Below are 25384 nucleotides of genomic sequence, written 5' to 3' on the forward strand. Positions count from 1 at the left end.
CGTGGAAAACGGAACCTTGGAAGACGACCAAAATCGCCGTGATTTCACCATAAATGCACTTGCTTTATCATTAAACAAAGATAATTTTGGCGAATTATCGGATCCTTTCAATGGATTATCAGCCCTGAAAAACAAAATCATCAAAACACCACTCGATCCAGACATTACTTTCTCTGACGATCCTTTGCGAATGTTGAGAGGCATTCGATTTGCCAATCAATTGGGTTTTGAAATCGAGGAAAACTCTCTTCAATCCATCAAAAAAAATGCAGACCGAATCAACATTATTTCGGGTGAAAGAATTGTCGATGAATTGAACAAAATCCTTTCTACCGACAAGCCTTCGGTTGGATTTTTATTGTTGTACAAAACAGGACTTTTGGACATCATTTTGCCCGAATTAACCGCTTTAAACCAAGTGGAGGAAATTGAAGGCCAAACCCACAAAAATAATTTTTACCACACTTTGGAAGTGGTCGACAACATTTGCCCAAATACTGACGATGTTTGGTTGCGCTGGTCGGCATTATTGCACGATATTGGCAAAGCACCTACCAAACGATTCAACAAAAAACAAGGTTGGACGTTTCACGGACACGAATTTTTGGGTGGGAAAATGGCAAAAAAAATATTCGAAAGATTACACATGCCGCTAAACCACAAAATGAAATTTGTGCAAAAAATGGTAATGATGAGTTCGCGTCCCATTGTCTTGTCACAAGACTTGGTCACTGATTCTGCCGTGCGTCGTTTGGTTTTTGATGCTGGTGAAGACGTGGAAAGCTTAATGACTTTGTGCGAAGCCGACATCACGACCAAAAACCCGAGTAAATTCAAGAAATACCACCAAAATTTCGAGATTGTTCGCAAGAAAATTGTGGAAGTCGAAGAACGGGATCATGTTCGGAATTTTCAGCCACCCATTTCTGGAGAAGAAATTATGGCGATTTTTAATTTGCAACCTTCGCGTGAAATTGGAGTTTTGAAAGAAGCCGTGAAAGAAGCCATAATGGAAGGAGAAATTCCAAATGAATATCAGGCTGCGTACGATTTTGTATTGAAAAAAGGCGCGAAATTAGGCCTAAAGATTAACGCTTGTTGAATTAACATTTAGTAGTATTTAAAATATATTTGTAAAAATCAATTCCAAACAATGAAAAAAGAAAATAAATCAGTTGTTATTTGGCTACTTTCAGGTTGCATATTATTGTTTATAATGGTCGTGGTGGGTGGAATTACCCGATTGACCAATTCGGGACTTTCAATGACAGACTGGCATTTAGTCACCGATACTTTTCCTCCGCTGAGCGAGGAAAAATGGTCGCAAGCATTTGAAGAATACAAGAAATTTCCAGAATATCAAAAGATAAACATCCACAACGATTTCTCGCTTAGTGATTACAAGTTCATTTATTTCTGGGAATGGTTTCACCGTTTTATAGGACGAATCATTGGATTGGTTTTCCTTGTTCCTTTTGTCTATTTTCTACTTAAAAAAAGACTTTCCAGCGAAACCCTGAAAAAATGCGTAATATTGTTGGGAATGGGTGGTTTTCAAGGATTTTTGGGTTGGTTCATGGTTCGCAGCGGCTTGATTGACAATCCTGACGTAAGTCATTTTAGACTTTCTCTTCACTTAACTTTTGCCTTCATAACCTTTGCTTACACACTTTGGGTCGCTTTGGATTTAATCTATCCAAATAAAGTAAATGCCATACTTCCGTTGCAAAAATTAGCCCGAATCGCATTGGTATTTTTATTGGTCCAAATTATATATGGCGGATTTGTCGCCGGATTGAATGCCGGTTTAATACATAATTATTGGCCCATGATGAGCGACGGACAATTCCTTCACGAAAGTGTCATTTTAGAAAAAGACAGCTGGTTCCTGAGACTTACCGAAGGAAAAAGTGGAGTCCAGTTTGTGCATCGAACTTTGGCTTATGTGGTAGTTGGATTCATATTGCTCTTGGCTATCAAAAGCCATAAATTTGATTTAAATAAAAATCAAAAATCAGGAATAACCGCTTTGGTAATCATCGTTTTTATCCAATTTGCATTAGGAGTATTTACCTTGCTTTACAGCGTTCCGTTGTGGCTTGGATTAGCACATCAAATAGTGGCTTTCTTTTTGCTGACGGCAATGACATTTACTTTGCATCGACTTTCAAAATAACATTTAAATCATGAAAAAAATAGGACTTTTATTTTCAATATTATTTATATCTACAGTTTATGGACAAAGCCCATTGATTGTTCTTGATGCAAATAAATTAGGATTTATGCAGGATATTAAAGAGCAAATGGAAGCCATAAATCCAAATGACATTTCCACTTTGACCGTGTATAAAGATTCCCTTGTATGTAAAAAATACGGTTCGAATTCAGGAGTAATAATAATTACGACCAAGAAATTTATATTGGATACATTTTACAAAAACAACATTGAAAATTCTCCCCTAAAAGCAAACATTGCTTCACCTGAAGATTTACTGAAAATTGGAGTTGTAAATGATAATCCAAAGAGCAAAAACCAACCTTATGATGAGTTGTACCAATACATTGACACCTACACCATCAATGAAAAAATAAAAAAAATAGCTCAAATAGTATATCTCAAACCTGAAGATGCCATTAAAATAAATCCAGAATGGATTAATGGAGCCATAGAAATATCTTCTATTGATGAAGAATAAACGTAACTAATTATCTGACTATATTGTCGCATTTCTCTTTGTTCCACAACCCAAAATGTCTAAACTAGCTGCCGAAGATAAATTCCTGGATGTATCAGATTACGGAAGACCGATAGCAAAACTGTTTGCCAATCGATTAAAAAATACCCGATTTACACCCATTCATGTCACACTACTTTTTGGCATTTCCGGCTTGATTGCCATTTGCTGCATTTTACAAAAACAGTACTTGTTAGCCAGTTTCTTCATCATTTTAAAATCAATAATTGATGCTGCCGATGGCGAACTGGCCAGGATAAAAAACACGCCTTCTTACACCGGAAGATACCTTGACAGCGTGTTTGACATTGTATTAAATTTCATGTTTTTCATGACAATTTTTTACGTGTCCAAAACATCATTTTGGCTGACAATAATTGCCTTTTTTTGTATCCAATTGCAAGGCACTTTATACAATTATTACTATGTGATTTTAAGAAATAAATCGGTTGGCGGAGACTCTACCAGTAAAATTTTTGAAGACAAATCGCCTCGAGCTTTGCATGGTGAAAGCCAAAAATCAGTCGATATTTTGTTTGGAATTTACACAATCGTTTACGGCGTTTTCGACAAAATAATTCACGTTTTAGACAACGATGCTTACAAAGTAAAAACGTTTCCAAATTGGTTCATGACCTTCGTTTCCATTTACGGATTGGGTTTTCAATTGCTGATTATTGCCGTTATGTTGCCCTTGAACTTAATAGATTACATCGTGCCGTTTTTTATCGTTTACACTTTGTTTGTTTTTATCTTGATTGGCATCAGGAAGACTTTTTTAAAGGCTTAAAACAGCGATAGATTAAATCTATGTTAAATATTTAAAACACTAAAAACCAGTATTTTTAAACCTACTTATGTGATTTTTTGGTTTAAATAAAAAATCAACCTATCCAAGCCTTGAAATCGGATACTTTTTCACGACTTACCACCACTTCATCGGCTGTGTAAGAAGGCAAAATCACCTTCAAACGGGAATTACTGTAGACCACGATTTCCTTGATTGACTTTAATGGAATGATGAATTTTCGGCTGATTCGATAAAAATCTTTTGTATCTAATTCTTGTTCCAAAACTTCCAAAGAGGATTCAACCAGATAATTTCTGTTGTCGAAAGTATGAATATAAGTTCCCTTGTTTTCGCTAAAAAAACATTCGATTTCATCAACGGAAATGACTTTGAGATGTTGCCCTATTTTGACCGTAAACCGAGTTTTGAAATTTTTGTCGAATGGATTTTGGAACATTTTTTTGATTTGTTCAAAATCGAATTGAAGGCTGTTTTCCGGTTTTGGCAAACGCATTTTATATTTGGCAATTGCCACTTCCAAATCGTCTTCGTCGATGGGTTTCAAGAGGTAGTCAATCGAGTTTAATTTGAATGCTTTTAATGCATATTCATCATAAGCCGTAGTGAAAATTACGGCGCTTTTTATGTCTACTTTTTCGAAGATTTCAAACGACAAACCATCTGATAATTGAATGTCGAGAAAGATCAAATCGGGATGTTCATTTTTGGAAAACCACTCGATGGATTCCTCCACGGAATGCAACATCACTCCGACTTCAATTTCGAGTTTTTCAAGTTTGCGTTGCAATAATCTTGCTGCCGGTTTTTCGTCTTCGATTATTATTGTTGTCATTTTGAGGTTAGAGATTAAAAGTTGGAAGATGGAAGTTTACTGAACACTAAAAACTGAACATTGATTACTTCTCCTATTCCCATTTTTCGCTTTTTTCTTTTTCCATAAACTCCTTGATTTTTCTTTCTTCCCAGTTTTTTCCAAAAAATATGTTTTTTCCAAAAACAGATAATCCGTGTACCAATAAACCAATTCCCCAAAGAAATGCTGTTGAAAAAGTTTCCCATCTTAGAAAAACTTCAGTTCCTGATAAACTTTTATTGTAACTGGCTAAAATAATAAACACGTTTACAAGAAAATATGCCATTGCATGAACATAAAGTCCTTTAATTTTTTTCACCCTCTTGTATGCCAAATCATAACGTTCATCGTGATTGAAATTTTCCGATTGGTATTCGTCAAACATTCTTCTTGATTGTCTCATTTTTTTAATTTTAAATTATTTCCAAGTTTCATTATTGGTTTTTTCCTTATCCATAAGCTCTTTGATTTTTTTTTCTTCCCAATCTTTTCCAAAGAACGGCATGCAATTAAAAACCTTTAAACCGTGAAAAACCACCCCAATTCCCCACCCCAGCATTGGCCAAAAAAACCATAAATGCCTTGGAGAAGTTAGAAGATTGAGAACTAAAAGCCCCGAATTTACAACAAAATAGGAGATTAAGTTTCCATAAAACCCTTTGATCTCTTCTACTCTTTTTTGTGCTTTGAAATAGCGCTCTTCATTTTGATAATTATTTTCCATTGTTTAAAGTGTTAAAATATTATTTCCAAATTTGTGTTTTGTCTTCTTTTCTCAAAATCTCTCGAATTTTGCGTTCTTCCCAATTGGAGCTGTATCCAAAAACCTTGAAAGCGTGCATCAACAATCCAAATCCCCAACCTACAGCCGTGAACCAAAACCATTGAAAATGTGGAGAATAGGTCAAATTAATAAAAATTAAAAGAGGTATTACACAGCAGTACGAAATCAAGTTTCCGTAAAACCCCTTGAGTTCTTCCACTCGTTTTTTGGCTCGGTAATAAGCTGAATTCTCCGTATAGTTTGTCATTGTTTCCATAATTGAAATTTGTTTGGTTAGCATTGGTATTTTGACCGTGAATGTTTCTTTAGTTTGAATTATCAATACTTTTCTGTTCGTGATAATTCCGTAGCGGTTGATGATGTTTTGCAATCCCACTCCTTGTCTATCCTGCAACACTTCTTTTTTTTGATAATCATTTTGAATGACCAGATAATCTCCTTCGGTAAAAATGCAAATGTGCAAGGGTCGTTGTTCGCTAACCACATTATGTTTTACCGTGTTTTCCAATAAAAGTTGCAAGGAAAGCGGGACTACTTTGGCTTCCGGATTGATACTGGTTGTTGAAAATTCATAAAACAAGCTGTTTTCGAAACGCATTTTCAACAAATTCATGTAGGTTTTGGCGAATGCCAATTCTTCTTCAACCGACACCAATTCTTTGTCTTTTTGTTCCAAAACATAACGATAAACCTTGGACAACGAAGTCGTGAATTTTTGCGCATTATCCGGATTCTCTTCAATCAAGGAACTCAAAACATTCAAACTGTTGAAGAGAAAATGTGGGTCTAATTGGTTTTTTAAACTTTCAAACTTTGCAGATGCGGTTCCTGCTATGATTTTTTGTTCTTTAACCTTGTTTTCGTTGTAGGCTTTGTAAAAATAAAAGGCTTGAAAAGACAAAACCACTATAAAAGTTACACCAATCGCAAAAATGTAATTCGCAGGATTTTCTTTAGCCCAAAACTCATTAAAACTCATTTTTTTGATGACAACATCTTCAAAAATTCGCAATAAAAAAACAACTCCCAATGTAATCGCAAATGAACTAAAAAAGCCGACAATGACTCTCTTTAATGAAAATTTTTCCGTTGCAAAAAACTTGTTCAAAAAGAGGAACAAGCTTTTATTGGCATACCCAATCGTGAAAGTATAAAGCAAAGTATACAAAAATCGAATGCCTAAAGAATTATCAAAAACCAACTTGTGGCCCAAAGCAACATTGACCAAAACCAATAGTATAAAAATAATAAAACTGATAATTAACGATTGCATTAATTCTTTGTAGGTATGTTTCATTTCTGGGTTCTAATAAAGTAAAGATTAAAAAATGTTTCCGGTTTAAAAGTAGCAAAAAGTCCGATAGCTTTTCTATTTGCTCTCAAGGCTACAGCAAACTGCAAATAAAGAGTATGATTACGATGATAATTTTGGTCATAATTTCTAATTTTAAGTTGTTGATTAATTCTTGAGCAAATTTATATTGGTTATAACCGTTTTAAAATTTATACTTACTGAACTGTGGAATTTTGAGGATGAATTGTGTTCTTTGCCGAATTCAATTATATTTACGAAAAACTAATGCCTTTTATGAAAACCGAAAAAGAAAAAATGATCACCGGAGAATATTACTTGGCCGGCGATCCAATTCTAGTAAAAGAACGTCGAAAAGCAAAAAATTTACTCCACCGACTAAACGTAACCGAATATCGTTTGACCAAAAAAGCAAAAGAAATTCTACAAGAATTAATTCCGAATGTGGGCAAAAGTTTCTATATTGAACCGCCATTTCATTGCGATTACGGATACAATATCATTTGTGGCGACAATGTTTATTTTAACGTAAATTGCGTGGTTTTGGATTGTGCTCCCATAAAAATTGGTTCGAACGTATTTTTTGCGCCCAATGTCCAAATTTACACCGCAACACATCCGCTTGAGGCCGAATTGAGAAAAACACTGGAAAATGCATTGCCCATTTCTATCGGAGACGATTGCTGGATTGGCGGAAATTCCGTAATTTGTCCCGGAGTCAGCATCGGAAATGGTTGCGTGATTGGAGCCGGTTCGGTGGTTACAAAAGATATTCCCGATAATTCATTGGTCGTTGGGAATCCAGCGAAAGTTATTCGGAAATTAAATATTTAATACCAGAAGCATTTTTTGACCAAAAATAATTTTAACATCTAATTTTAAACAAACCCTTATGAAACATTTAAAAACATTTCTAGCATTGACTTTTATTTTTGTGGTCAACAGTATTTCGGCACAATCCACTTTTGAAAAATGGCCAGCCATAAAAGAATTTCACGAAATAATGTCACAAACTTTCCATCCTGCCGAAGAAGGTAATTTTGCCCCGATAAAAGCACGTTCAGAAGAAATGATGTCAAAAGCCGCCTCATTGCTAAAATCAGAAATTCCTCAAGAGTTTAAAACCGAAGCCATATTAGCCTCGGCTGGAAGATTAGAAACCAAAAGTGCAGCCTTGCACAAATTAGTAACTTCCGGCGCAACAAATGAAGTTATAATGAAATCAATTACTGATTTGCATGACACTTTCCACGAGATTGTGGGACTTTGTTCTGAAGAAAAAAAATAACAACAAAGCCCAATCAATTGATTGGGCTTTGTTAATTTTTGCAACGCTCTAAATTTATGAAATTATGCCACATCTCTTAGCCACACTCAGAAATGTTCCTCTAGAAATTATTCGAGAAGTATTGGAAAAAGACAAAGAATTCCACCAATCGCAAGGAATGTATTTGCAACATCTTTGGCAAAATGCCGATGATGAAGATGAAGTTTTGTTTTTGTTCCAAATTGACGACATCGAGAAAACGAAAACACTAATCCATAAATTGCACTCGGAAACGCTTGCCCAAAATCCAAATGCCAATTTACCCGCAATGATTTATTTGGAATAATGCAATTTTCTCAAATAAAGTAATCTATTTCTTGTCTTTTTTTTAATTTTTTTTAAAAAAAAGTTCCTAAACAAGTTTTTCTGAAGTAACAATTCACCAATATAGATTACAAAAAATTGCTCCGCTTTTACGCACAAAAAAAAGCATAACTCATAAAGAAATCATAAAAAACAAGGATTCAATTTACTTTTCAATTCAAATCTAATTTTCTTTCTATAGTTTTGTAAAACCCAGAAAAACTATTTTTAGATGACCAGTACTACTCGAATTAAAAGAAATTATCAATTTATCAAATTCCAAAAATTAGTTATTGTTTCCCTCTTGATTGGTTTTCTTTCGGCTTTTTTAGGAGTTATTTTAAAGAAAGTAACGGAACATTACGAAGAAATATTTTTTAGTAAAGCCACCACAAGTCCAATATTCTTTATTGTTTTTCCAATTTTCGGATTATCCATCATTTATTTTCTTCGTGAATATTTATTCAAGAAAAAAGAAAACAAAGGCATCAAGGAAATTTTTGAAATCACCAATACCAAATCAAAGAATTTACCCGGTTACAAAATCCCGTCCCATTTCATCAACGGATTACTGACAGTTGTTTTTGGCGGATCAACGGGAATTGAAGTTTCGACTGTTGTCGCTTCGGCCACGATTGGCTCGGTTGCACAGCGAAAAGAAAATGTTTTCAGGCAATGCAAAACCGAATTGATTTGTGCCGGAGTTGCCGCTGGAGTTACCGCTTTGTTCGGCAGTCCCATTGCCGGAATTCTTTTTGCATTCGAAGTCATTTCAAAAAAAGTTACCAAAGCATTCTTGATTTCCAATTTGATTGCAGTCGCCATAGCTTTTGGACTTATTTTCCTATTGGACGAAAAGCCTTTGTTCACTGTAACTATTACGACTTGGCACCTGAAAGCTATTCCCTACTTTATTCTTTTGGGAATTTTAGCTGGATTGAATTCGGTTTATTTGACCCGATGCGTTTTATTTTTCAAATCTCAATTTTCAAGAATCAACACCCATTATTACAAAATCCTTATTGGTTCGGCTGTTTTGAGCATTTCGTTGTTTCTTTTTCCGCAATTGTACGGCGAAGGTTACCACGCCATCAAAACCGTTTTTGGCAACACGAATGAAATTCCATTGACAATAACGTTGGCCTTCACTTTCTTTGGATTATTGATTTTAAAACCCATCGTGACTTCGATAACATTGGCATCGGGCGGTGATGGAGGTGTTTTTGCACCAAGCCTTTTTATTGGAGCTTTTCTCGGATTGTTGGTCGCTTCCCTTTTAAATACTTTTTTGAATGTTGGCGTAATTCCAATAAATTTTATGATTATAGGAATGGCAGCCGTTTTGAGCGCCAGTATTCACGCACCTTTTACAGCCATCTTTTTGGTTTGCGGTTTAACCAATAATTATACCCTGTTCATTCCTCTTTTTGCAGTTTCCTTGATTTCAAAATATACGGCCAAAATGATTTATCCTTATACAGTCTATACTATCTCGCCAAGCATGGCAAATTAACAACTCATGGCAATTGAAAAAATAAAACGGAATTACCGCAAGACCAAATACATCCTTTACAAAGAAACATTAGTCGACTGGAAAGAACATTTTTGGGCTTTCTTGGGTTCATTTGTCGCCATTGGAATTTTGGCCTACGTTCAATCCATACATTTTACAGGTAACGATGCCGTGTATTTGATAGGTTCTTTCGGCGCATCCAGCGTATTGGTTTACGGCATCATTCAAAGTCCGTTTTCGCAACCTCGGAACTTGGTTGGTGGTCATTTAATTTCGGCTTTAATAGGCGTCAGTGTTCATAAATTGGTTCCCGACATTATTTGGATTGCCGCCCCGTTGGCCGTTTCCCTTTCCATCGTTTTGATGCAAATTACCAAAACCCTGCATCCGCCCGGAGGAGCAACAGCACTTATTGCCATAATTGGTTCCGATAAAATAAAAGCCCTTGGTTACATGTATGTTCTTTCGCCTGTATTTGTTGGCGTGCTAATTTTACTCTTGACGGCTTTAATTTTCAACAACATGACTTCCAACAGAAGTTATCCAAGCCACGAACAATACCACACGGTCAGAAAAAAACTAATCCACAAGATCAAAAAAAGAGTATCCTAAATTCCGTGTTTTCAAAACGTTGAACCTTATTTTTGGAATCCGTTCCAAAATATTATCAACAAATCCGAAATCTAAAATCCAAAATCTAAAATTAAATTTTACCTTTGACCTCTCAATAAAAACACAGATCATGGTTTATAAATTTAGGGTAATTCTTGATGCCGAAGAGGACATTTTTAGAGATATTGCGATACTTGCAGAAGATACTTTAGAGGATTTACACAATGCCATCTTCAATTCTTTTGGATTTGACGGAATGGAAGTGGCTTCTTTCTACACTTGCGACGACACTTGGAACCAAGAGGACGAAATTCCAATGTTTGACACTGGTGATGTTCCTGGCGAACAAAAAACAATGAGCAGTTACTTGCTTTCGGACATTTTGGACAAAGAAAACACCAAAATAATTTATGTGTACGACTTCATCAATATGTGGACTTTCCTTGTCGAATTGGCCGCAATTGAAGAAATAAAAACGGGAAACACCTATCCAGAAACCCTTTTCTCTCACGGTGAAATGCCGGACGAAGCAATGGAAAAACATTTTATTGCCGATGATGACGAGGAAAGTTACAACGAATTTGAAGATGATCTTGACGAAGACGACCTCGATATGTTCGAAGGTGACGATAGCTTTGAAGATTACGGATTTGAAGAAAACTGGAATTAGACAGAGTTTGAAATTGTTTAAAAGTTTAAAGTTGTTTAAAAGTTTAAAGTTGTTTAAAATTGTTTTTATATGGCTACTATAAAAAGATTTGAAGATTTAGAAATTTGGCAAGATGCAAGAAGGCTTTCAAAGGAAATAATTTCAATATCTAAAAACACTGAACTAAACAAAGATTTTAAATTTAATGCTCAAATAAAAGACTCTTCGGGATCAGTTATGGACAACATTGCAGAAGGCTTTGAAAGAAACGGAAACATTGAATTTCGTCAATTTTTATCCATAGCCAAAGGTTCGGCAGGAGAAACTCGTTCTCAATTATACAGAGTTTTAGACAACGATTATATCGATGAAGAAAAACTAAAATATTTGGTTAATGAATATGAAAGATTAAGCATTAAAATTCACAATTTCATCACTTACCTAAACAAACAAGATTTTAAAGGAACAAAGTTCATTGATACCAAATCCTCAAACTCTTAAACAACTTTAAACTTTTAAACAATTTTAAACTTTTAAACAACCATACCCCCTTAATGATAAACCTATTCAATACGCACATCGAAACTTTGTCCATTCACAGAGTAGGAAACAAAAGCCGCAACGAAGCCATCTTCCTGTCAGAACAGCCCTTTAACCTGAATGATGAAGTGCTGCCTTTAATAAAAGAATACTTCTTTAAACCCTTCAGGGAAAAAGAGGAAAACTATTTCCAATTTGCCCACGAAGTAGATTTGGAATACAATGACATGTTTAAATTTGCCTCCCAAATATTCGATAATCCAAGTATTATTCACGAAGTTTCCAAGCAAATCACCACGCATTTATTCGAACAATCCAATCATCCACACATCAAAAACGGAGAAGTTTATGTGACGCATTTGACAAATGTGAATATCGACAACACTGTAGTGGACGCCATCGGAATTTTCAAAAGCGAATTACAATCGGATTTTTTGCAATTTGAAGAAAAAGAATCCAACTTGGAAATGATTTTGCAACACGGTATCAACCTGAGCAAACTGGACAAAGGCTGCATTATTTTCAATTTTAAAAAAGAAGAAGGTTATAAAATTCTTACTGTTGACAGCAACCGCTATGACGCCCGTTATTGGTTGGAACATTTCCTTTCGGTTGATGCTTTTGAAGACGAGAATTTCATCACCAAAAAATACTTGAAATTTTGTCAAGGTTTTGCCAAAGACGTTGTTTTTCCTGCCGAAGACAAAAAAGAAGAAGTGATGTTCATGAACCGTTCCGTGAATTATTTTGCCAAAAACGACCAGTTCGAAGAGAGCAATTTCTTGAACGAAGTTTTAGACAACCCGGATTTGATTCCAGAATTCAAAAACTACAAAGTGGATAAAGGCGAAAAATACAGCATTGAAGACGTGACCACCTTCCCTATCGCCAATGCAGCAGTTTCCGACGCCAGAAAATCGATTAAAAACGTAATCAATCTGGATACTCAAATTCAAATCAAAATGGATTTCATCAATCCGGAAAGTGCCGAAAAATTTGTGGAAAAAGGTTGGGACGAAGAAAAACAAATGTATTACTACTTGGTTTATTTCAACAAGGAAGTCAAAAGTTAAGAATTAGTTCTCCAAAGAATACAACTAGAATCCCCAATTGTTTTGAACGAATTGGGGATTTTTTATGCTCTGTTTTGTCCTGAAAACCAGCTTACAAACATTTTTGGATTGATATTTTTATAAGTTTTTTACTTGTATTAATATCATAAATATGCTTTTAATCGATTTTATTTGTCGTTTGGTCGTCTTTTGTGTAATTTCACTGTCCCAAAATTTAAAAGACCTAATATGAGTATAATCAAAATCAGGGAAATAAATTTCAACAGAAAAATTTTGTGTTCATTTTTTGGACATAAAATATTCAAAACCAGAAATGTGACCCATCATTTTAAAGAATATAAATGTTCGGTTTGCGGTTTAGAATTGACAAATGATCTCAAAGGTCGCAAAACTTTTTTGACTCCCGAGCTAAAAGACATTAATGAAACCTTAATCCATTTACATCAAAAGAGGCATTTCTCTTTATAATAATTTCACCCTAAAGCCTAAAAATATGCTGATTCTACTACTCATAAAAAGCCTGCTATTATTGAAACAAACGATGAACAGGAGACGAATTTCACGAATAAATGTTCGCGTTTAATAAATCGCGCTTTCTATTAAAGTACTGCTTGAAAATTATCTAAGTAAATCCGTGTTTTTATAATTTCGAGTAATAAAATCAAAAGCGGAATAAAGCACGTTTCCCATCGATTTAGCCCGCTTAAAGTTGATATCGTGAGTGATGCGATACAATTCCATTTTTAGTTTATCCACATTTTCATCAGGAGCGAGAATGTCATTACCCATAATTTGCAATAATTTTTTCACACGGGTTTCAGTTGAATAAATTCTTTTTGCCAAAGCAGCTCGTTCTTCATTTTTATACTGTTCTATGGAACTGTTCTCTAATTTATCCTTTACCAATTTCACCATTGGATAATTTTCTTTGAAAAACTGGGGACGATACACCTTCAAATTGCCTTCATAACATTGTTGGTCAAAATCTATTGGTCGAATTCTATAAACGACTTGGTCAAAATCGTGAATGGGAACAATTACATAATTATAAGCTCGCATATCTCCCAAAAGCCGTATCATGCAACGTTCGTTAAACTTGACGAACTCCTTTGCTATTTGTGCTTTTTCAGTCTCGGAACACTTATCCAGCAGCGTGTCCATAAACACGTCACCCGGAATTCCCATAATATGTTCTTCAATCAGCGTATCTTTATATACCAAAAAATGAATTTTGTCAGGAGAAAGAATGTGTTCCAATTCTAATCCATAAATACGGGAAGCATCGGCTTTTTTGACATAAAAATAGGTGTAATTATCATTCAAGATGTTCCTGACTTTTACTCGAAAAGGTTTTGAATTTCCAAAAGTACAGTAGTCAATGGCATCAACACTCAAAAATTTTATGGTATCTAGATTTCCGTCGGAATGAAGATAAGAATAGATTTTTTTTAAATTCAAATCAATATCCATTCTCTCGTATTCGTTGTAATACACTCGAATCCAAAGGGTATCAACATCATTTTTATCATAGACATTTATGGAACCTGAAAAACGCAATAAATCATCATAAAAAATAGAAACTTTGGAAATGCGGTCAAATCGTTCCAAATAATCTAAAAACGAATTATTTACAGGATAAGTAGGTTTCTTGTAAACCATTAATTGCTCTTTCATTCTTACAATATTTATGACAAATTTACATTAATATCGTTTAGCAAGAAACAGTTCAGGCATAAAATAATCACCATTTTACAGTAAATAAAGAATTCAGTCGGCACCAAAAACTCCCGATTCGATAGTTTAAAAAAATTTCAGAATTATAGTATCTTTGCAATACTATGAAATGGTTTCAAACAATCTTAACATTTGCCCTCATTTGCTGCAATACCATCAATGTATTTGCACAAAATATCACCGTGGACGACTCATATACTCCTCAACAACTTGTTGAAAATGTACTGGTAAACAGTTCTTGCGCAACAGTTTCAAATTATTCTGCAACTGGAGATACCAATGTTCCTATAGGACAAAATAGTTATGGCTATTTTACTAATGCGGGCGGTAGTTTTCCTTTTAAAGAAGGTGTTTTATTAAGCACGCAATATGCACAAAAATCTATTGGTCCTTATGTATTTAATCTTGGTAATGACAATGATCTTGCTTGGTTAGGTGATACTGATTTGAATCAAGCATTGGGAATTTCAAAATCAATAAATGCAACTGTTTTAGAATTTGACTTTATTCCTTTAACCAATTTTTTAAGTTTTGACTACATTTTTGCTTCTATCGAATATAATGACACTGGATCTTGCCGATTTACTGATGCATTTGCTTTTTTAATTAAAGAAAATAGTCCAGGTTCCTTTTACCAAAATTTAGCCGTTATTCCTGGAACTCAAACACCTGTTTCTTCTACAAACATACGTCCTACAATACCACCTTCAGGAAACAATGGCGGTTGTCCTGCGATAAATGAAATCTATTTTAATGGATTTAATGGAGGGACAAGCCCAATAAATTACGCTGGGCAAACTGTAATAATGAATGCTCAAACACCGGTAATTGCTGGAAAAAGTTATCATATTAAATTAGTGATTGCAAATGATTTTAATGAATATTACGATTCTGCTGTTTTTCTAAAAGCAGGTAGTTTTGCTCCAAAAATAGATTTAGGAACCGATAGATTAGCCACAAATAATCCGATTTGTTTTAGCGAAAGCTATACAATTGATACCAAATTACCGACAACTTACGATTATAAATGGTATAAAGATGGCTCTCTACTTTCAGGAAAAACAGATCCATTTCTTAATATAACTTCTACTGGAACTTATAAAGTAGAAGTAATCTTTACGCCCGCAACTTGTATGGCAACCGACGAAATTAAATTAGAATACGCTCCTGAAATTCCATTATCCGACACAACGCTCACACAATGCGATGATAATGGCGACGGAATTACCGTTTTTGATTTGACCAAAGTGGACAACATCATAAAAAACAACAATGCCACTTTAAGTCCAGTCGTTTATTATGAATCGTTAACTGACGCACAAGGAAAAATCAATCCTGTTTTGAATCCAGCAACTTACACGAATAAACCTTCAATTCCTATACTTTTTGCAAGAGTAACCAATACTTTTAACTGTGCCAATTATGCTCAAGTTTCACTTGTTATTGCTAATAACAGTATTGCAACACAAAATCCTGTTGCAACTTGTGATGGAGATGCCGCTCAAGATGGGTTGTATCAATTTGATTTGAATGCGCAAGTAACTCCACGAGTTTTGACCGGATTGCCGGCAGGAATGATTGTAGAATATTATTCGATTCCTGCGGATGCCGTTTCTCAAAAAAATCCAGTGCCCAATATTTTCAAGAACACAACTGCAAATCAGCAAATTATTTATGCCCGAATCATAAATGGAGCCGATTGTTATGGAATTATTCCCATAACTCTTCTTGTAAACACCTTTAGTCCGTCCAATTTTCAGGATGAAACCGCCTCTTTATGCCTTGGTTCCACAACAACTTTAAGTGTGGCTGCTGGTTTTTCGACTTATTTATGGAATACTGGAGCCACGACAAATTCGATTAACGTTTCAGCTTCAGGTGATTATACGGTTATGGTCACCGATACAAATGGTTGCACGAAAACCAAAAAATTCACTGTTACCAGTTCTGACGTTGCAACAATTACTGGCGCGACGGTGAATGATTTTGCAGGAAACGAAAATACTGTTCTAATAGAATACAAGGGAGTTGGCAACTATGAATTTTCGCTCGACGGCTCTTATTTTCAAGAAAACCCTTTATTTACCGGAATTGCGCCGGGCAATTATTCAGCTTATGCACGTGACAAAAATGGTTGTGGCCTATCTCTTCCCTACACTGTTTATGTTTTGGATTATCCCCGTTTTTTCACTCCAAATGGCGACGGATATAATGACGTTTGGAAAATTAAAAACTTGGAATTATTTCCAAAATGCGTCATAACAATTTTTAACCGCTACGGGAAATTACTTAAAGAACTTAACGCCATTAATCCAAGCTGGAATGGCACTTACCTCGAAAATGAATTGGCTGCTGACGATTACTGGTTTCATTTAAATTTTGGCAATGGAAAAATAATAAAAGGGCACTTTTCATTAAAAAGATAATCCTTTTTTTATATTTTTATCCAATGAAAAAAATACTTATTCTCTTTTTTGTTTTTTCCTCCATAAGTTGTTTAGCCCAGTTTAGCAAAACGCATTATATCCCGCCGATAACCGCACAAAATAATTTGGTCGAAGATCACTATTTATATATTTCAACTCCCAGCCTAACAAAAGTAAATTTTAAAATTATTGAAATTGGAGGAACTATAATAACCGGTGTGGTAAGCAACGCTGTTCCTTATGTATATAACATTGGAGTAGGAAATGCAACTCAATTGTTTACGTCAAAAAATAATATTGGAATTATACAAAATAAGGGATTTATAATAGAAGCGGAAGATTTGGTTTATACAAGTGTAAGGGTAAATTCTTCCAGAAACACCGACGGCACCTACAATCACGCTGGAGGACTAGTTTCTAAAGGAAATAGTGCACTTGGTAAAACATTTCGATTGGGAGCGATGCTTAATTCAAATAACGCTGACAATAGCTTATTGAATTTTGCTTCCATTTTTTCAACAGAAAACAATACAACCGTAACCATTTCAAATCTTCCTGTTGGCACAATGTTTTCCGATGGAACAGTTTATACAGCTCCAATAGTAATAACACTAAACAAAAATGAAAGCTATGTAATGGCTTTAACAAATTATGCAGGTAATAACTCACCATCCAATAGCTCAAAAATGATTGGTGCTTTGGTTGAAACGAACAAGCCTGTCGTTGTCAATTCCGGATCGTTTGGGGGAAGCAATGGCTCCGGTACTAACGGAAGAGATGTAGGGTTTGACCAAATAGTTCCTTTTGAAAAAACGGGAAAAGAGTACATTTTTGTAAAAGGCATTGGTAATGATGAAATAGAACGTGTTTTACTGATTGCCCATAATCCAAATACCCAAATTTATTTAAATGGTAACACCACTCCATTTGCCACATTGATCAATGCTGGTGATTATATAGCTATTGACGGAAGTCAATTCAGCAATGGAAATTTATATGTTACAACTTCTGAAAATGTATTTGCTTATCAAAGCATAGGAGGAACAGCTTCTCCGGCAAATCAAAACCTATTTTTTGTTCCGCCTTTAAATTGTGCCACACCAAATAGCGTTGACAACATTCCTCTTATTGAATCGATAGGAGGCATAACATTTAATGGAGGTTTAAACATCGTTACTGAAACAGGTGCTTTGGTCAAAATAAACGGCATTCCCACTACGGCTGCACCAATTGCTATTACAGGAAATTCAGGTTTTGTGAGATACACAATCGATGATTTGTATGGTAACATTGCCGTGAAATCAACTAAACAGGTTTATGTTTCTTACTTTGGGACTAATGGAAATGCTACTTATGGAGGTTATTATTCTGGTTTTGACCTGAAACCTGAAATTATTTCTGACATAAAAGTAGGTGCCATTTCAAATTGCATACCAAACGTGGATTTAAAAATCAGTACATTATCCGCATATAATTCCTTTCAATGGTATGAAAATGATGTTGCAATTCCTGGCGCCACCAGCAATTACTACACTCCTACCCAACCCGGATTTTATCACGTGATAGGAAGCATTTCTGGATGTGTAAGCGATGTTGTTTCCGATAAAATTCCCGTTAGTAGTTGCCCTACAAATATGGATAATGATATTGCCAACGATAATATTGACTTAGACAATGACAATGACGGAATAACAAATTGTACTGAATCGTATGGCAACCAAAACATTAATGTTTCTAATCCAAATAATGGAAATATAACAATTAACACATATTCAAATTCCTTCACGGGTGTCCTAACAACAACCGGAACTGGATTGCCGGCAGGAACATTTACAGGAAGTACCGATGGGAGTTTCATCACTGAAATTCCAGCAGGGAAAGAAAATAGCGAGACAGGAATTGAAGCTAGTAGTGTTACTTATACGATGAATTTTGCCAATCCAATGAGCGCAGGAATTGAATATGTTAACACGGCAAATTCAACTGATTTATTAAATGCCGATGCTGAATATGTCGTGAATTCAGACCTAAACAAAACCATAACCGTCCTCAATCCAAACAACCAATTATTGATTGACACCAATTATGACGGCATCTATGAAACTGGAATAACTCAATATTCTTCTTTCGAAATACGATTCAGGTTAAATGGAACTTTGCCATTAGCCGCAGGAACCGGTACGTTCAAGTTTTTAACCTATTTGGCCTATTCGATAAGTTTCACCCACAAAAATTTATCTGACACTACTCCAAACAGGGTTTCCCTAAAGTTTTTTACACCTTGTATTCCAAAAGACTCTGATTTAGATGGAATCGCGGATCAATTGGATACCGACAGCGACAATGATGGAATTCCAGATTTCATTGAAGCACAAGCAAACAATACAGTAGCTTTATCAAATGCCGACACTAATAAAAATGGACTTGACGACGCTTTCGAACCTGGATTTACACCTATCGATACGGATTATGATGGTATTTTAGATTATTTGGATTTAGACAGTGACAACGACGGAATTTTAGATTCAGTAGAAACCGAAAATGACTTGGATGCTGATGGAATACGAAATTTCCGGGATTTAGACAGCGACCAAGATTTATGTAGTGATGTTGTCGAAGCAGGATTTATTGATCCTGATAACGATGAAAAACATGGAAATTCACCAGTAACCGTTAACTTAAACGGACTTGTAAATGGCGCACCTTACACGGTTCCAAATCCTAATTATTTAATTTCAGCACCTATTGTAATCACAACACAACCCAATGTTCCTCCTACTTGCGAATTACAAAACGCCACAATAACATTGGCAGACAATGGCGGAAACACCTATCAATGGCAATTATCAACTGACGGAACAAATTGGACTGACATTACAAACAATGCCGTTTATTCTGGAGCTACAACAAACACCTTATTATTGACAAGTGTTACCAATGCAATGAATGGTTACAAATATCGTGTCCAATTAAACAAAATTGGAAATTCTTGCGGTTTAACCTCGGCTGAAACCACGCTGACTGTTTATGTTTTGCCAGTAGTTAACGATATAACGATAATCCAATGTGACGATGATTTAGATGCGGTTTCAAGCTTTAATCTAACGGTAAAAAACGACGTAATTTCAAGTAATTTCACCAATGAAACTTTCACTTATTACAAAACTTTGGTTGGAGCCAATACTGCCGATGCTGCCCAATTAATCACAACACCATTGGCTTTTACAAACACGACAGCTGGAACAATGCCGGTTTGGACGAGAGTGGAAAACTCCAACGGATGTTTTAGAATAGCACAAATTACTTTACAAGTTTTGGCCACGAATATTCCTTCCACATACAACATTCAAGTGCAACCAGTTTGCGATGATTTATTGGACAGTAATGGAAATAATACTGCCAACAACGATAAACGAGACGGAATTGCGACTTTTGATTTTAGCGCAACAAAAACAACAATCCAAAATCTTTTGCCAACAACGACTGGAGTGGTTTACAACATCAACTATTATAGAAATCAAGCCGATGCCTTGGCAGAACTTAACGTAATTACCGATATTTCCAATTACAGGAACATTGGCTATCCAAATACTCAAAATATTTGGGTTCGTGTAGATAGCGACGCTGACAATGCTTGCTATGGATTGGGGCCATTTGTGACTTTGACAGTTGAGAAATTACCTTTTGCCAATGCCGTTTCAATACCAAGACAATGCGACGACAATCAGGATGGAATATTTACTTTCGATACCGCAACCCTGGAAACTACTTTATTGGGAACCAATCAATCGTTTCCTGTTACCGTGACTTATTTTGATGCCAATAATAATCCTCTCAAAGATGCAAACGGAGTTTTAATTACAAGTCCATTTCCCACGACTTTCGCAACCGAATCACAAACCATAAAAGCGGTTGTTACCAATAATACAATACAAAAATGTTTTGATGAAACTACCATTACATTTATAGTTGACGATTTGCCGGAAGCATTTGCTGTTCCAATTGCGTTGACAACAACCTGTGATAATGAATTAGACCCTTTGGCACAAGACGGCAAATTCGCTTTTGACACTTCTTCATTCCAATCGACTATTCTGGGAACTCAAACCGGAATGACGGTAAAATACTTTGATGGAAACGGAAATTCATTGCCAAGTCCGTTACCAAATCCATTTGTTACCGGGACACAAAATGTAAAAGTTATCGTAGAAAACCCAACAAATACAGCTTGTACAGCCACTATAGACATTCCTTTCATTGTAGAACCGCTGCCAAATATCAATTTAAACACCAATGGAAGTGATGATGAATTAGTTTGTTCCAATCTTCCAACGTTTTATGTACAACTCAATGCTGCAATCCAGGATGGGTCTCCAACAAGTAATTACACTTATGTTTGGTCAAAAGATGGAACCATTTTATCCGGGAAAACGGATTACACATTGGATGTAAACGAAGAAGGAATTTATACCGTCGAAGTCACAAATGTTTCCGGTTGCAGTAGAATTCGAACCATAAAAGTTACCGCTTCAGATATTGCAGTAATCCAGACTGTTGATGTGGTTGATATGGCCGATTTAAATACGGTTACGGTAAATGTTACTGGAGCCGGTGATTATGAATATAGTTTAGACGAACCATTTGGATATTTCCAAGATTCCAATTTCTTTACCAATGTTCCGGCCGGCATTCACGACGTATTCGTAAACGATAAAAATGGATGTGGAACTGTTTCTAAAGCCATAGCGGTTGTAGGTGTGCCAAAATTCTTCACGCCAAATAGTGACGGATACAACGATTATTGGAATCTAAAAGGAGTGAATGCAAATTTCAACGCCAATTCCATCATTTATATTTTTGACAGATACGGAAAACTCCTCAAACAATTGCATCCTGCAAATGAAGGCTGGGACGGCACTTTCAACGGAAACGCCTTACCTTCAGACGATTATTGGTACACCATAAAACTGGAAGACGGAAGAGAAGCTAAAGGGCATTTTAGCTTAAAACGTTAAATTTCACAAAATCAATACATTAAAATGCAGTCCAACTTTGATATTTACTATATTTGAAATATTTGAAGAAACATGAAAATTATTTTCCAATTCATTTTTATCCTTTTTATACTGGCAACTCCTTCTTTTGCGCAGAAAGAAGCGGCTATTTGGTACTTTGGAAACTATGCTGGACTTGATTTCAATTCAGGGAATCCCATTGCACTAACAAATGGCAAATTAGTTACCAAAGAAGGGTGTACCACTATTTCTGACAAAGACGGTAATTTACTTTTTTATACGGATGGCTCCTTAGTTTACAATAAAAACCATCAAATTATGCCAAATGGATATGGTTTGCTGGGGCATAGCTCAAGTACACAGTCGGCGATAATCGTTCCAAAGCCAAGCAATCCTTATATCTATTATATATTTACTGTTGACCAACCGCTTCCTGCAAATGCGGATGACAATTTATTAAATGATATGGATCCTCCAAATAACGGATTGAATTATTCTCAAGTGGACATCCGGCTAAACAATGGTCTTGGCGACATCGTGACAACTGAAAAAAACGTTCCTCTTGTCACTTATGATCCAAATGACAGCGAAGAAGTAAAATACAAGTGTTCCGAAAAAATTACGGCCGTTCAACACGGTGATGGGGTATCTTTTTGGGTAATTACACATTTTATAAATAATTTTTATGCATTCAAAATAAGTACACAAGGTGTCAACAAAAATCCTGTCAAGACACCGACTACTGTCACTATTCCAATAGGTGGTTATCTTGCCAATGCCATTGGATACTTGAAAGCCTCTCCAAACGGAAAAAAAGTAGTCATGGCAAACAATGCCTCCAGACGAACAAATGAAAATGGACCAAAAGGCAACCCAATCAGGGATACCGGCAATGTTTTACTTTACGATTTCGATTCGAGTACCGGAAAAACGAGCAATGAAATGACACTTTTGAGCAATTCAAATCCTTATGGAGTAGAATTTTCGTCCAAAACCAAAAAATTATACGTGACGGCAAATAAATTTAATGCCGATGGTGATACCGTTTTAGAAAGTTTATTAATCCAATATGACTTAAAAAGTGCCAATATACCAACCTCAAAGACTATTGTAAATACTTCACCTCTTATAGCAGGAGCTTTACAATTGGCCATTGACGAAAAGATTTACCGCGCTGGATATGCTACATCAGATTTTAAACGTAATAAAATATCCGTAATAAACAATCCAGAATTAGACGGAACGAGTTGCAATTATATGCCCAATGCGATTGATTTAAAAACAGGTAGCGTTGAGCAGGGATTGCCGCCATTTATTACCTCATTATTTCTTTATACTTTTAGTTACGAATTTAATTGTTTTGGTCAATCCACCCATTTTTTTATTAATTCTGTAGAAACAATTGACTCCGTTGTTTGGGATTTTGGCGATGGAACGACATCGACTGACAGAGAGCCTTATCATACTTACCTTGCACCAGGCGATTACAAAGTAACTTTGATAAAAACCGTAAATGGAGAAAACAGGGAACCTGTAGAAAAAACCATTACAATATATGAAACGCCAAAAATATTGACAACACCTTATAAATTAATACAGTGTGACACACAAGATGCTTTTCCCACAGACGGTTTGTCGACATTTAATTTATCGCTTGCCAATGAACCCTTATGTTTAGGGGAAAAAGATTTTGAAGTCAACTATTATCACAGTATTACTGAAGCCGAAAATGACACCGAAAACATTCAATCTATTCCTGTCATCTATCAAAATAGTATTCCGGACGAAACGGTTTATGCAAAAGTATTTCAACCCAACTCTTCTTGTTACAGCATTGGAACGATTATTTTGCACGCCAATAAAAACAATGCAATACTGCCGGAATCCTTTCACAAATGTGACCTTGGCAATGGAAAGGCATTATTTGATTTAGATGAAAAAAAGGCGTTAATCAAAACTGAATTGAGTTTGCCATCGGATGTTGTTTTGTTTTTTTATTCCACTAAAAGCGATGCCGATTTAGGTAAAAATGAATTGAAAGGGCTGTACTCTTCAGCGTCAAAAACACTCTTTATTCGTGCAGAAAATAACGACGGCTGTTATGGAACCGGAAAATTTGATTTGGTGGTAGAACCAACTCCCAAAATAAATCCTTTGGAGAACAAGATAATTTGCGAAGGTTCAGCATCTTCTATTGTTCTTGATGCCGGAATTTTAGCTCCTGACAATGCAAATGACTTCACTTATTTATGGTCAACAAACGAAACAACTCCCACAATAGCTGTAACCAAAGAAGGAGAATATACTGTTGTTGTAAAAAACAAATCGGGATGTACCGCCACGCATAAGAGCATTGTAAGTATGTCCTATCTGGCAAGAATAAACAAGATAATTGTAAACGATTTACAATCCACGAACAATATCATGATCGAAGTTGCCAATCCTGATAATTACCAATATAGAATTGAATTTGAAAATGGCATTGCAACTCCATTTCAAAATTCTCCCATTTTTGTGAATGTGCCTGGTGGGTTTCACGAATTGACAATTGAAAATTTAGATGGCTGTGGCCAAATAAAGAAAAACATTGCCGTGCTGGATGCCCCGAAATTTTTTACTCCAAACAGCGATGGAGTTAATGACCATTGGAACTTAAAAGGAATTAATTCTAGTTTTTATGAAAAATCCATCATTTATATTTTTGACAGATATGGAAAACTGTTAAAACAAATAGCACCGTCCGGCAAAGGTTGGGATGGCACTTTCAACGGAAAGTTATTGCCAACGGACGATTATTGGTTCACCATAAAACTGGAAGACGGAAGAGTAGCCAAAGGGCATTTCAGTTTAAAAAGATAACACTGATTTAATTTTTAGAAAATTACACGCATAAAAAAAGCCATTCTTTCGAATGGCTTTTTTGCTATAAAAATTAGAATTAGATTTTAAATCTTTTTCTATCAGTTTCTGTCAAATAGATTTTTCTCAAACGAATCGATTTTGGAGTTACCTCAACATATTCGTCTTTTTGAATGTATTCCAAGGCTTCCTCTAGAGAGAAAATGATTGGAGGAATAATTCTTGCTTTTTCATCATTTCCAGAAGAACGTACGTTAGATTGTTTTTTCATTTTAGTCACGTTCACACACATATCATCGCTACGAGAGTTTTCTCCAATTACTTGACCTTCATAAATTTCGTCATTAGGATTAACGAAGAATTTACCACGATCTTGCAATTTATCGATAGAATAAGGAATGGCTTTACCGTTTTCCATAGAAATCAAAGAACCATTATTTCTTCCAGGAATTTCTCCTTTGAAAGGTTCGTAACCAATGTAACGGTGTGACATGATCGCTTCACCGGCAGTGGCAGTCAACAATTGATTACGCAATCCGATGATTCCACGAGATGGAATGTTGAATTTGATAACCATACGTTCGCCTTTTGCTTCCATGCTCAACATTTCTCCTTTACGAATAGAAACAAATTCTACCGCTCTACCAGAAAGATTTTCAGGCAAGTCGATTGTCAATTCTTCAATTGGCTCACATTTTTTACCGTCAATTTCTTTGATGATAACTTGTGGTTGACCAATTTGCAATTCGTATCCTTCTCTTCTCATTGTTTCAATAAGAACAGACAAGTGCAGTACTCCACGACCAAAAACCATAAATTTATCGGCAGAATCAGTTTC

General features: G+C 35.5%; 20 protein-coding genes and 1 pseudogene. 15 read left to right on the top strand and 6 right to left on the bottom strand.

The annotated features are described in order from the left end of the window. From C0430_RS04750 to C0430_RS04765, 4 genes are all read left to right on the top strand, one after another. Nucleotides 1–1102 (top strand): HD domain-containing protein (locus C0430_RS04750; RefSeq protein WP_290866018.1); only part of this gene is annotated, 1102 nt, incomplete at its 5' end. Nucleotides 1103–1153: 51 nt separating this feature from the next. Beyond that, nucleotides 1154–2176, top strand: a complete 1023-nt coding sequence (locus C0430_RS04755) for a COX15/CtaA family protein (protein ID WP_290866021.1) — start codon at nucleotides 1154–1156, stop codon at nucleotides 2174–2176. A gap of 10 nt (nucleotides 2177–2186) precedes the next feature. After that, complete coding sequence (locus C0430_RS04760; protein ID WP_290866023.1) at nucleotides 2187–2696, top strand: hypothetical protein; 510 nt, start codon at nucleotides 2187–2189, stop codon at nucleotides 2694–2696. Nucleotides 2697–2751: 55 nt separating this feature from the next. Further along, on the top strand, nucleotides 2752–3525 hold the full coding sequence (locus tag C0430_RS04765) for a CDP-alcohol phosphatidyltransferase family protein (RefSeq protein ID WP_290866025.1): 774 nt from the start codon (nucleotides 2752–2754) through the stop codon (nucleotides 3523–3525). Nucleotides 3526–3619: 94 nt separating this feature from the next. On the opposite strand, the gene C0430_RS04770 is transcribed toward C0430_RS04765, so the two are convergent. The 4 genes from C0430_RS04770 to C0430_RS04785 all read right to left on the bottom strand — a co-directional run bounded on the left by C0430_RS04770 (nucleotide 3620) and on the right by C0430_RS04785 (nucleotide 6480). Beyond that, entirely contained in the window at nucleotides 3620–4378 is a 759-nt protein-coding gene (locus C0430_RS04770; protein ID WP_290866027.1) for a LytTR family DNA-binding domain-containing protein, read from the bottom strand. 73 nt (nucleotides 4379–4451) lie between these two features. Continuing rightward, nucleotides 4452–4802 (bottom strand): 2TM domain-containing protein, encoded by a 351-nt coding sequence (locus C0430_RS04775; protein ID WP_290866029.1) that lies wholly within the window; start codon nucleotides 4800–4802, stop codon nucleotides 4452–4454. 15 nt (nucleotides 4803–4817) lie between these two features. Then, nucleotides 4818–5123, bottom strand: a complete 306-nt coding sequence (locus tag C0430_RS04780) for a 2TM domain-containing protein (protein ID WP_290866031.1) — start codon at nucleotides 5121–5123, stop codon at nucleotides 4818–4820. Between the two features lie 19 nt (nucleotides 5124–5142). Then, on the bottom strand, nucleotides 5143–6480 hold the full coding sequence (locus C0430_RS04785; protein WP_290866033.1) for a 2TM domain-containing protein: 1338 nt from the start codon (nucleotides 6478–6480) through the stop codon (nucleotides 5143–5145). A gap of 291 nt (nucleotides 6481–6771) precedes the next feature. Between C0430_RS04785 and C0430_RS04790 the strand changes: the two genes are divergently transcribed. From C0430_RS04790 to C0430_RS04825, 8 genes are all read left to right on the top strand, one after another. Continuing rightward, nucleotides 6772–7329: a sugar O-acetyltransferase gene (locus C0430_RS04790; protein WP_290866035.1), complete on the top strand. Its 558-nt coding sequence runs from the start codon at nucleotides 6772–6774 to the stop codon at nucleotides 7327–7329. Between the two features lie 58 nt (nucleotides 7330–7387). Then, nucleotides 7388–7783 carry a hypothetical protein gene (locus C0430_RS04795; protein ID WP_290866037.1) on the top strand — a complete coding sequence of 132 codons (396 nt, stop codon included), beginning with the start codon at nucleotides 7388–7390 and terminating at the stop codon, nucleotides 7781–7783. Nucleotides 7784–7847: 64 nt separating this feature from the next. Beyond that, nucleotides 7848–8108, top strand: coding sequence for a hypothetical protein (locus C0430_RS04800; RefSeq protein WP_290866039.1), 261 nt, complete (start codon nucleotides 7848–7850; stop codon nucleotides 8106–8108). 249 nt (nucleotides 8109–8357) lie between these two features. Continuing rightward, nucleotides 8358–9638, top strand: coding sequence for a chloride channel protein (locus C0430_RS04805; protein ID WP_290866041.1), 1281 nt, complete (start codon nucleotides 8358–8360; stop codon nucleotides 9636–9638). Between the two features lie 6 nt (nucleotides 9639–9644). After that, entirely contained in the window at nucleotides 9645–10250 is a 606-nt protein-coding gene (locus tag C0430_RS04810; protein WP_290866043.1) for an HPP family protein, read from the top strand. A gap of 130 nt (nucleotides 10251–10380) precedes the next feature. Next, nucleotides 10381–10920, top strand: coding sequence for a hypothetical protein (locus C0430_RS04815; RefSeq protein ID WP_290866045.1), 540 nt, complete (start codon nucleotides 10381–10383; stop codon nucleotides 10918–10920). A gap of 69 nt (nucleotides 10921–10989) precedes the next feature. After that, entirely contained in the window at nucleotides 10990–11400 is a 411-nt protein-coding gene (locus C0430_RS04820; RefSeq protein ID WP_290866047.1) for a four helix bundle protein, read from the top strand. A gap of 53 nt (nucleotides 11401–11453) precedes the next feature. Beyond that, on the top strand, nucleotides 11454–12512 hold the full coding sequence (locus C0430_RS04825) for a nucleoid-associated protein (protein ID WP_290866049.1): 1059 nt from the start codon (nucleotides 11454–11456) through the stop codon (nucleotides 12510–12512). 618 nt (nucleotides 12513–13130) lie between these two features. Here C0430_RS04825 and C0430_RS04830 read toward each other — a convergent pair. After that, nucleotides 13131–14186 carry a hypothetical protein gene (locus C0430_RS04830; RefSeq protein ID WP_290866051.1) on the bottom strand — a complete coding sequence of 352 codons (1056 nt, stop codon included), beginning with the start codon at nucleotides 14184–14186 and terminating at the stop codon, nucleotides 13131–13133. A gap of 164 nt (nucleotides 14187–14350) precedes the next feature. On the opposite strand from C0430_RS04830, the gene C0430_RS04835 reads away from it, so the two are divergent. The 3 genes from C0430_RS04835 (at nucleotide 14351) to C0430_RS04845 (ending at nucleotide 24546) form a co-directional block, all read left to right on the top strand. Further along, nucleotides 14351–16672 carry a T9SS type B sorting domain-containing protein gene (locus tag C0430_RS04835; protein WP_290866053.1) on the top strand — a complete coding sequence of 774 codons (2322 nt, stop codon included), beginning with the start codon at nucleotides 14351–14353 and terminating at the stop codon, nucleotides 16670–16672. 23 nt (nucleotides 16673–16695) lie between these two features. After that, nucleotides 16696–21687 (top strand): T9SS type B sorting domain-containing protein, encoded by a 4992-nt coding sequence (locus tag C0430_RS04840; protein WP_290866054.1) that lies wholly within the window; start codon nucleotides 16696–16698, stop codon nucleotides 21685–21687. A gap of 72 nt (nucleotides 21688–21759) precedes the next feature. Then, the gene (locus tag C0430_RS04845) at nucleotides 21760–24546 is read left to right on the top strand and encodes a T9SS type B sorting domain-containing protein (protein WP_290866056.1); all 2787 of its coding nucleotides are present in this window, start codon (nucleotides 21760–21762) and stop codon (nucleotides 24544–24546) included. Between the two features lie 79 nt (nucleotides 24547–24625). Here C0430_RS04845 and C0430_RS04850 read toward each other — a convergent pair. Next, nucleotides 24626–25384: pseudogene (locus C0430_RS04850) on the bottom strand (translational GTPase TypA); the annotation flags it as partial.

This window comes from Flavobacterium sp., assembly GCF_013823965.1.
Taxonomy (GTDB): domain Bacteria; phylum Bacteroidota; class Bacteroidia; order Flavobacteriales; family Flavobacteriaceae; genus Flavobacterium.